This window comes from Wolbachia endosymbiont of Drosophila bicornuta, assembly GCF_028982105.1.
Classification (GTDB): domain Bacteria; phylum Pseudomonadota; class Alphaproteobacteria; order Rickettsiales; family Anaplasmataceae; genus Wolbachia; species Wolbachia pipientis.
The window spans coordinates 1-9910 of record NZ_JAPQLF010000086.1 but is presented as its reverse complement, the minus strand read 5'-3'; the positions used below and the strand labels follow the sequence as shown (position 1 = coordinate 9910).

The window sequence follows — 9910 nt, the reverse complement described above, 5'->3', positions numbered from 1 at the left end:
TTAAGAAATTTACTAAACAGAAAAAAAGGCAAAAGAAACCCTAGGGTAGCTAGTTATTCACTATCCATTTTTTAAATCGGCGTTTTTTAATGTTTTAAATAGCGCATTTCAGCTTATATTAGGTAAAAACTTAGAAATTTTATAAAGACATAAGGTGCACATAGTGCAAAAAATTAAGCATGATTTACGCCAAATACATTAAGTTTTTTGTCATTAATCCACCGCAGAGATTGCGAAGATAAATAAATAGCTTCAGTGTTATAATAAGTGGGCTGGCGAAGCCTTTCAAGGAAGTTTTTATGATTTATCTAACGAACTTTACACTTGCTAAAGTTGTACCATCTTGGTAACTTTAACTGAAAGAAGTTATTTTTTATCCAATATGAAAAAAGCCTTTATATTCACATCCTTAATAGCAATTATATTGATAGTTATTACTTATTTATACAGAAACGACGGAACTAATGACTCACAAGTGGTAAATGTTTATTCATCCCGCAAAGAAGAATTAGTACGTACTTTGTTTGATGAATTCACGAAAAATACAGGTATTAAAGTACGTTACATCATTGATGATTATTCTCAGCTACTTTCACGAATGGAAAACGGTGGTGAAGCTGACTTATTTTTGACTGCTGATGCAATCAACTTAATTCTAGCAAAAAAAAGAGGACTTTTATCTCAAGTAGATTCAGAGGTTTTAAAAAGTGTTATACCTGCAAGATTTAGAGACAGTGAAGATTATTGGTTTGGTCTTACAAAAAGAGCTAGGATATTGGTTTACAATAAAGAGTCAGTAGACCCTAAGGACTTAAGTACTTATGAAGATTTAGCAAATGAAAAATGGAAAGGAAAAATATTAGTGCGTTCTTCTACAAGTCCATATAACAGATCGTTAATTGCTTTTATGATTGCAAATAATGGTTTTGAAAAGACGAAAGAATGGGTAAGCGGAATTGTGAGCAATATGGCAAGAAAACCAAGTGGTGGTGATACTGATCAAATTTACGCCGTAGCAGCGGGTGAGGGAGATGTTGCAATAGTAAACAGCTACTACTTTGCGAGAATTCTTTCATCAGAAAATAAAAAGAATGTTGCAGACAAGCTAGGGGCTTTTTTTCCTAATCGCAACGATCACGGTGTAATGGTAAACATCAGTGGTGCAGCAGTAACAAAAAACGCAAAAAACAGGGAAAATGCTATAGTCTTATTGGAATTTTTAGTAAGCAAGCAGGCTCAAGAGTTATACGCTAAAAAAAACCAAGAATATCCTATTATTGAAGGCGTTGAAACTTCCGATATACTAAAATCTTGGGGAAATTATTCACAAAGTGATTTGCCTCTAAGTGAACTTGAGAAGCATCTTTTTGAGGCTGTTATGATAGCGGATGAGTGTAAGTGGAAGTAATCCACAGCGCCACTAAACATTGGGATGAAAGATTTATGCTAATATACCTTACTCTTGACTCGCTGAACTTTTTCTTCCTTCTAACTTAATTTTGACTTTACTATCTTTTTCCGTTCTTTCACCAAAACAATTCCTGCACAAGAAGTCTATTGAAAAAAGGTAGTAAGAAAGTAGAATAGGTTCAAGTAGTTGAAAAGGAAACTATGAACAAGAGAAGGAATTTGTTAAACATCTCAGACCTTACAGTCGATGATGTAGAAAATATGACTAAGTTGGCCAACCAGTACCTTAAAAAAGAAGTTGCAAATAGTCATATCTTGGAAAATAAGACAGTAATAAATTTATTCTTTGAAGATTCAACGCGTACACTTGCGTCTTTTGAAATAGCAGCAAAAAGCCTTGGAGCAAATGTTGTAACTTTGCCAATAAGATCTTCTTCTATTAACAAGGGAGAAGATCTAAAAGACATGATCAAAACATTAAATGCAATGAATCCTGATTACATAATAATCAGGCATAAAAGTAGTGGTATCATTAATACACTGGCAAAGTATGTTAACTGCTCGCTAATCAATGCAGGCGATGGAAGTAGTGAACATCCAACTCAAGCTCTTGCAGACTATCTTGTAATCAGCAATCACAAAAAGCAAATAAAGGACCTCAAAGTTGTGATATGTGGAGATATTCTGCACAGTAGAGTTGCAAGATCAAATATAAGATTGCTAAAAATGTTTGGAGCAGAGATAAACTTGGTCGCACCACCAACTTTGATTTGTAAGCATTTTCCTGAAGTAGATTCAGTCCATTATTCATTAATTGAAGGTATAAAGGATGCTGACGTAATTATGCTTTTGAGATTGCAGAAAGAGCGCATGAATAATAGTTCTTCAGAGAAAGAATATTTTTATTTGTATGGACTTGATTCACAAAAGCTATCATACGCAAAACCAGATGCGATTGTTATGCACCCAGGGCCAATAAACAGAGGGATTGAGATTAGCAGCGATGTAGCAGATTGTGTTATTTTACAGCAAGTAGAATTTGGATTGGCAATACGTAAGGCAGTGTTGCACTATTATAGGCCTTGCTAATATTAAAAGATGCTACACAACTAATGCAAAAAGGGTGGGCATGAAATGACAAGGCTTGTAAATGGTTTGAGAATGGCCATTAAGATGTTAAGGCCGAGGATATGGTGTGGAAGTTTTTACGAAAGCCTGAAGTCAATCAACAACCTTGCAGAACGGCAAATTAGACGGCTATCGTAAAAACAGCTTTTTCACCTGGTCGGAACATGGAGAAAGATTTGTGGAAAGAATGTTGTCGATATTTTTGACATCACGTCTCAATGGCCAAAATCCCTTCCAAAAGTTACGACTGCTTAGTTCTTTATTCATTCTCACAATCCGTGAACGGTTACAACCTGGATTCCAGTGGGCTTTGTTGCATCGCTAGCTATGATGGATTAAAGATAAAAAAGATAGGGAATATCAGTAGCTTATTATTCTGGTATTTATAACAAGAACGGTCAATGAATACCTAAATTTGAGTAAAAGAAATTTCACTACCATTTACCAATCCGGCTAAAATTCAAGAATTTCAATGCTTTAGCTATTTTCAATAGAATTAAATTTATTAATATAAATAACAAATTACTATTCTTAAATTTGATCAGATTGATTGCAAAAAAACAAGATTTTCAATAGGTTGCTTATAATCCTAACTATAGTTAGCCTTTCATAAGTAGCGATGCAACAAAGCCATTCCAGTGTCAGCTACTTTCATAACACCATATTACCTTAACAAAAGCAAATGTTCGTACAGATGTGCATCAGCTACTTTCATCTGCCACCTGCAAATTGCAATGTTCGTACAGTTATGTGTCACGCTACTTGGATGACACCGTTGAAAGAAATGAACCGCCTTTTCAAAATCGTTTTGAATAGAGGAATAACATTCACAAGTAAAATTTCATATTACCATTTTTTAATTTATGTATTATAATAAGCTTAATCTATAAGAAAAACAAAGTTGGAAGAACTAAGCAAAAACTGGGTGATAAGAACGGGAAGATTTTTATCTTCATTGTTTTTTTTACTGTTGATTGCGCTGTCAATACGTAGTTTTTTATTCGAGCCATTTCATATACCTTCTGGTTCAATGAAAAGCACCATACTTGAAGGGGATTACATTTTTACTAGTAAATATTCATACGGTTACAGTAAACACTCATTTCCATTTTCTCCAAACATTTTTAGCGGCAGGATTTTTTATACCCCTCCAAAGCGTGGCGACATAGTAGTTTTCAAACCCACAAGAAATGACAGCATCAGGTTTGTTAAGCGAGTAATAGGAACACCAGGTGACAAAGTGCAAATGATAGAGGGAGAATTATACCTAAATGATCAGAAAGTAGAGCGAAGGCAAATTGAAAGTTTTTTTGATTATGAGTCAAATCGTAACATACCAAGATATATAGAAACGCTTTTAAGTGGCAAGGAACATGAGATTTTGGTAGATGACATTTCTAATAAGCTATCATATAACACTCCGGTTTATTATGTACCTAACGATCAATTTTTCGTTATGGGAGACAATAGAAATAATTCTTTAGATAGTAGGTTTCCTGAAGTTGGTTTTGTGCCAATGGAAAATATCATTGGGCGTGTAAGCATAGTTGGTTTATCATTTAAATTAGGAAAGGTCGATTGGTTACCATTTAATTTCAGGTTACCTGTTGCTTTGAGATTAAATAGGGTATTGCACAAGGTTGTGTAAGCTTTTTCTACCTATTTGTTAATTCACACAACTCTAAAGAAGAATTTTCTAACTCGGCGATAGTGCTGTTAATTTCATTCAAGTCATTGCCTTGTAAAGCGTTTTTTGCATTTTGTAATAGGTTTTTCAACTTTTGATCAGTGGAAAGGTTATTATTGTTTTCAACCAAGTGTATGAGTTTATTTCCATTAATTTTAGCACCTGCAAGGGAACTAGCCTTCATATCTTCGTCAAAACTGTTTATTGACTGGTTAACCATATTTTGAACATCAGCTTCACTCAAGCCAAAACTTGAATTTACTTTAACTGTCTGCTCAATTCCAGTAGTTTTTTCTCTTGCAGTAACAGTCAAGATTCCTTCAACGTTAACTGTAAATTCTATTTCAACTCTTGCAGAACCTGCAGGCAGTGGCGGTATACCTTTTAGTTCAAACTGCGCTAGAGATTTGTTATCCTCTATCATTTCACGTTCTCCCTGACAAACATGAATTTTCATTGCTGTTTGCCCATCAATATAAGTTGTAAACTCTTTTGTTTCTGAAACTGGCAGTGGCGTATTTCTTGGTATGATTTTTTCAACTATGCCTCCCATAGTTTCTATGCCAAGTGATAGAGGTAAAACATCCAGGAGAATATTCCCATCTTTTGAGCTCGAAGTTAAATCATGAGCCTGCAGAGCTGCCCCAATGGCAACTGCTTTATCTGGATCCACGTCATTTAGTACTTTATTTCCAAAGAGTTTGACTAGTGAATTTTGAACCAATGGTGTTCTAGTTGCACCACCAACTAAAATTACTCCTTTTATATCATCAATTTTAAGATCTATATCACTTATAGTACGAGTGACTATATTGATAGTCTTATTGACCAAAGAACTGATTGCCTGCTCGAATTCTTCTCTGGTAATTTCGCACTCAAATGGCTTGCCGTTAACATTAAATTCGAAGATACCTATAGTGTGATTGCTTAGGTACTCTTTCAAAGAGCGTGATTCGATAAGTAAGGAATTTAGTTGCTTGGGCGTCTTGTCTCTATACTTATCAATCACAATTGAACTCAGCAAATGATCAAAATCATCACCGCCGAGGTTGGTGTCACCACCAACCGCAAGGACTTGAAACACTCCTTGGTGCAATTTCAATATCGAAATATCGAACGTTCCGCCACCAAGGTCATACACTGCATATATTCCACTGCTATTGTTCTTTTCAATGGAGTAAGAAAGCGCTGCAGCGGTTGGCTCGTTAACGAGGCGAAGAACTTCTATGCCAGCTAATTTTGCCGCATATTTAGTTGCGTTACGTGCTGAATCGTCAAAGTAAGCTGGCACAGTAATCACTGCTTTTTTTACTTCCAGCCCCTTAGACTTTTTTACCCTCTCACGTAAAGCTTTTAATATCTCAGCAGAAATCTCAACAGGAGTCAGATACTTTTCCTCTGCGCATTTTATTCTAATAACTTTTTCGCTTTCATGATCTATTTCAAAATTGACGCCTTCTTTATTTAATTCTTCAACACTTTTACCCATTAAACGCTTTATTGAGTAGATTGCATTTTGACCGACATCGTAGCCATTTTTCAATGTATTATTTTCATATGAAAGAGCAGAAGGCAGCAGTTCTCTTCCTTGTTCATCTTTAAATATCTCCACGTTGCCAGCTTTATTCACCATAGCAATCAAAGAATTGGTGGTGCCAAGGTCTATACCAAAAACTACTTCATTTGAATTTGGTTCAGAAATTTGAATTGGTTGCATTTTTCTTCACCTCCTCAAATGACTTATATAAATATTTCAATCTTAAGACTTGTGTAGCAGCTCTATCAAAATTCTTTACAGCAAAAGTGTTAATTAGGTTTTTAACGCAATCTTTTATTTTTTCATCAATCATCCTGCTTGCAAATTGTAGATCGTCGCAGTCTAGTAAGTACTCTCTTATTTCCATTGATTCACTTAATATTTCAGAATTTAAGTGGTCCTTTTGGCTTTTCACATTAAAAAAATCCAGCAAATGCTCAGCACGTTTTAGCGGTGACTTTAGTATCTGATAAGCTCTGTTAATATTTTCCATGTTTTGGGACTGTCTTTCATTTATATCAGTCCTGCTTAGCTCAATATATTTTTTCTCTAACTCATCAAAGCTGATATTGAAAGCTGGTTCAATTTCAAACAATGCAAAATAGTTGCTAGACATGAAAACTCTCTCCACAACCACATTTTCCTTTCTCATTAGGATTTTTGAAAACAAAACCCGATGAAAATTTTTCTTCTACATAATCCATTTCAGAGCCAAGAATAAACATGACGGATTTTGGGTCGATCAACACTTTAACTTTTTGGCCATCACTACAGTTTTCTTCAATTACCGACTCTAAGGGACGAGTATCATATGCATATTCAATATCATATTTTAAACCAGAACATCCTTTTTGCTTAATTAGCACTCTTATTCCTATTGCTTCTTCCGGTTTCTCAAGGTTAGTATGCTTCTTTTGGTCCAATAAATACCTTATCCTTTCTACTGCTTCCGCAGTTATAGTGATAAGTTTTTTATTCTTTTTTACAGTTTCACCTCCGCCTACTTCTTGATATTCACTCATGCTTCTTAATTCTTTTGCTTACTTTGATAATCATGAATAGCGGCTTTTATAGAATCTTCAGCAAGTACCGAACAGTGTATCTTCACTGGAGGTAAAGACAATTCTTCCACTATTTGAGTATTCTTTATCTGTGTAACGTCACTGATGGTTCTTCCCTTTATCATCTCTGTTAACAAGGAACTTGAAGCAATGGCAGAACCGCAGCCAAAAGTTTTAAATTTTGCATCTTCAATAACACCTTTGTCATTGACCTTTATCTGCAATTTCATTACATCACCGCACGATGGTGCACCAACTAAACCAGTGCCAACACTTGGATCATTTTTATCCAGAGAGCCAACATTCCTTGGATTTTCGTAATGATCTAAAATTTTCTCATTATAACTCATAAAATTACCTGTAAACCGCTACTCTACATTATAACATATTTAGGTTAAAAACTAAAGTAAAATACACTAGTATCACGGGAATTTTACTTTCAAAATTCCCGTAAAACGACTATTTAACTTTACAAATACACATAATACGTGTATTTCTTTACAACCAGCGTCTCTATGTTGTCGTTAAGTTTATAATTTAAAAGGAGTATTCCCTTGAGTTTATTTGGTAATCTTTATAAAGGCCTGTTAAAAACTTCTTCTCGCTTTAGCGACGGGGTGAAAAGTATTTTCTCTGACAAAAAAAAATTAGATCAGTCGCTTTTAGATGAGCTAGAAGAATTGCTAATTAGCATGGACATTGGTCATAAAACTTCCAAATTAATTATTGACAGGCTCACAAGCATCAAATTTGACAAGGAAGTTGAACATAACATTATCACACAGCAGTTAATGAACGAAATAGAAGCTATATTGAGCCCAGTTGTACGGCCGTTAATTTTAGATAAAAAACCACATATAATAATGGTATGTGGAGTAAACGGTAACGGTAAAACCACAACTATAGGTAAGCTTGCATATAAATATAAGGAAATGGGAAAATCCGTTATGCTTGTTGCATGCGACACATTTAGAGCTGCTGCTAGTGAGCAATTAAACATTTGGGCAGAACGTTCTGATTGCTTGATTGTTACTGGAGAGTATGGTAGCGACTCTGCAAGTGTGGCATATAGAGCTGTAAGTCAAGCTATAAAAGATAACATTGATGTTGTTCTAATTGACACAGCAGGAAGGCTGCAAAATAATGTGAACCTTATGGAGGAGTTATCAAAAATATATAGAACGATAAAGAAATTGGATGATACTGCCCCTCATGACGTTATTTTAGTTCTTGATGCAACTACCGGCCAAAATGCTTATAGCCAATTAGAAGCATTTAGCAAAATGGTTAATGTTACCGGGCTAATCGTAACAAAGTTAGATGGCACTGCTAAGGGCGGAGTGGTAATTGGACTTGCAGAAGCTTATAAGATAAAGTTACATGCTATAGGAATTGGCGAAAGTATAGAGGACTTAAGGGAGTTTACTAGCAAAGAATTTGCTGAAGCGTTATTTAATTGTAATTAAAAATTTCTATTAATTCCCTTACGTGACCAAGCTTAATTATCTCAATATCGTGAGAAGAGTAATTACCATTTTTAGGCATAATTGCTTTTTTGAATCCTAACTTTTGTGCTTCTTTTAGTCTGAGATCAGCATGCGAGACATTCCTAATTTCTCCTGAAAGTGCAACTTCACCGCAGATTATTGAAGAAGTTGGCAGCGGTAAATTTACTACACTTGAAATAAGGGAAGCAGCAACAGCAAGATCAGCAGATGGTTCCTGTATTTTGAGTCCCCCTGCAATGTTTAGGTATACCTCTTTATCATGCAAAAACATTTTGCAACGAGCATTTAGCACCGCGATGATCATAGCCAATCTATTAATATCCCACCCAACTACTGCCCTTCTTGGGGTTGCCATATTAGTTCCTGCTATTAACGCTTGAACTTCCATTAAAATTGGTCTTGAACCTTCAATTCCTGCAAATACGGCGCTGCCAACTACTTCTCTGTCATGGGCCATCAGAAACAATGATGATGGGTTATCAACAGGCACAAGTCCTGCTTCAGACATCTCAAAAACACCAATTTCATTTGCAGGGCCAAATCTATTTTTAATAGTGCGTAAAATGCGGTATTGATTGCTATTTTCACCTTCAAAATATAATACCGTATCCACCATATGCTCCAAAGTTTTAGGTCCAGCTATTTGTCCATCCTTAGTTATATGACCAACTATTAAAAGAGAAACACCATATTGTTTTGCAAGAATGGTTAATTCATGAGCGCAAGTGCGGACCTGAGTTACAGTGCCTGGTGCTGATGTAATTCTGCTATCATACATTGTTTGTATAGAGTCAATTACTAAGAATTTAATACTTTTGTTTTCCTTTATTGTTGCTACTACATCAGTTAAAGACACTGTAGACAAAAGCTTAATTTTAGGTTCATTTATCTTAAGACGCTTTGCTCTGAGACTCACTTGCTCTAAAGATTCCTCGCCAGATACATAAAGACATTCAAAAGAGGAAAGTTGCACAACATTAGCTGCAATTCTAAGCAAAAGGGTGGATTTTCCAATACCAGGTTCGCCTCCAATTAAAATGCTAGCACCTTGAACGATACCCCCACCAAAAGCTCTATCTAATTCTTCTATTCCTGTTAGAAAACGACTTGGAGTGATAATTTCGCTACCCGATAACGTCTTTATTAAAATTGGCGCAGATATACTTCTTTTGCCAGTTTTTACTGCTATTTCCTCAACAATTGTATCCCAATTGTCACATGCAATGCACTTCCCTACCCACCTACCAGTGCTATGACCACAGAATTGACATACATATACAGTTTTCATCAAAGCCAAAATTATTTTGTTGTAATTGTAATAAAAATTAGCTGAATATGCGAAGTAAATCTATAGCTAACCCAAGAAAGGGTTCCCTATGTCATACCGCGATTCATCCGCGGTATCTCAAAGCATAGATCCCGCTAACACGTAGCGGGATGACGAGGTCATGCCACCGCGCGAACCGTCATACCGTCACGGTATCTCTAGATCCCGCTAACACGTAGGGGAATGACGAGGTCATGCCGCCGCAAACCGTCATACCGCCGCGGTATCTCTTAGCCGCTAACACGTAGCGGG

The 9910-nt window shown here is 35.8% G+C and carries 9 protein-coding genes; 4 read left to right on the top strand and 5 right to left on the bottom strand.

Going from position 1 to position 9910, the window contains the following annotated elements:
• Nucleotides 1-382 precede the first annotated feature (382 nt).
• From OZD68_RS02400 to lepB, 3 genes are all read left to right on the top strand, one after another.
• Entirely contained in the window at nt 383-1408 is a 1026-nt protein-coding gene (locus OZD68_RS02400) for a Fe(3+) ABC transporter substrate-binding protein (protein WP_010082338.1), read from the top strand.
• A gap of 203 nt (nt 1409-1611) precedes the next feature.
• Nucleotides 1612-2499 carry an aspartate carbamoyltransferase catalytic subunit gene (locus OZD68_RS02395; protein ID WP_182309599.1) on the top strand — a complete coding sequence of 296 codons (888 nt, stop codon included), beginning with the start codon at nt 1612-1614 and terminating at the stop codon, nt 2497-2499.
• Between the two features lie 940 nt (nt 2500-3439).
• On the top strand, nt 3440-4186 hold the full coding sequence (gene lepB, locus OZD68_RS02390) for a signal peptidase I (protein ID WP_182309600.1): 747 nt from the start codon (nt 3440-3442) through the stop codon (nt 4184-4186).
• Nucleotides 4187-4193: 7 nt separating this feature from the next.
• On the opposite strand, the gene hscA is transcribed toward lepB, so the two are convergent.
• Genes hscA through iscU form a run of 4 tightly spaced genes read right to left on the bottom strand, consistent with a single transcriptional unit; the run spans nt 4194 to nt 7173 of the window.
• Nucleotides 4194-5942 carry a Fe-S protein assembly chaperone HscA gene (hscA, locus tag OZD68_RS02385; protein WP_182309601.1) on the bottom strand — a complete coding sequence of 583 codons (1749 nt, stop codon included), beginning with the start codon at nt 5940-5942 and terminating at the stop codon, nt 4194-4196.
• The gene (locus OZD68_RS02380; protein ID WP_182309602.1) at nt 5920-6378 is read right to left on the bottom strand and encodes an iron-sulfur cluster co-chaperone HscB C-terminal domain-containing protein; all 459 of its coding nucleotides are present in this window, start codon (nt 6376-6378) and stop codon (nt 5920-5922) included. The genes hscA and OZD68_RS02380 overlap by 23 nt, the downstream gene beginning before the upstream one ends.
• Nucleotides 6371-6784, bottom strand: a complete 414-nt coding sequence (locus OZD68_RS02375; protein WP_182309603.1) for a HesB/IscA family protein — start codon at nt 6782-6784, stop codon at nt 6371-6373. Before OZD68_RS02375 ends, OZD68_RS02380 begins: the two co-directional genes overlap by 8 nt.
• 5 nt (nt 6785-6789) lie before the next feature.
• Complete coding sequence (gene iscU, locus OZD68_RS02370; RefSeq protein ID WP_182309604.1) at nt 6790-7173, bottom strand: Fe-S cluster assembly scaffold IscU; 384 nt, start codon at nt 7171-7173, stop codon at nt 6790-6792.
• Between the two features lie 204 nt (nt 7174-7377).
• Between iscU and ftsY the strand changes: the two genes are divergently transcribed.
• Nucleotides 7378-8289 (top strand): signal recognition particle-docking protein FtsY, encoded by a 912-nt coding sequence (ftsY, locus tag OZD68_RS02365; RefSeq protein WP_182309605.1) that lies wholly within the window; start codon nt 7378-7380, stop codon nt 8287-8289.
• Here the strand turns inward: ftsY and radA are convergent.
• On the bottom strand, nt 8276-9619 hold the full coding sequence (gene radA, locus OZD68_RS02360) for a DNA repair protein RadA (RefSeq protein WP_182309609.1): 1344 nt from the start codon (nt 9617-9619) through the stop codon (nt 8276-8278). The genes ftsY and radA overlap by 14 nt on opposite strands.
• Between the last annotated feature and the right edge of the window lie 291 nt (nt 9620-9910).

Coding starts and splice junctions, on each gene's coding strand:
- OZD68_RS02400 (WP_010082338.1), top strand. CDS start 383: ATGAAAAAAGCCTTTATATTCACATCCTTAATAGCAATTATATTGATA.
- OZD68_RS02395 (WP_182309599.1), top strand. CDS start 1,612: ATGAACAAGAGAAGGAATTTGTTAAACATCTCAGACCTTACAGTCGAT.
- hscA (WP_182309601.1), bottom strand. CDS start 5,942: ATGCAACCAATTCAAATTTCTGAACCAAATTCAAATGAAGTAGTTTTT.
- OZD68_RS02380 (WP_182309602.1), bottom strand. CDS start 6,378: ATGTCTAGCAACTATTTTGCATTGTTTGAAATTGAACCAGCTTTCAAT.
- OZD68_RS02375 (WP_182309603.1), bottom strand. CDS start 6,784: ATGAGTGAATATCAAGAAGTAGGCGGAGGTGAAACTGTAAAAAAGAAT.
- iscU (WP_182309604.1), bottom strand. CDS start 7,173: ATGAGTTATAATGAGAAAATTTTAGATCATTACGAAAATCCAAGGAAT.
- radA (WP_182309609.1), bottom strand. CDS start 9,619: ATGAAAACTGTATATGTATGTCAATTCTGTGGTCATAGCACTGGTAGG.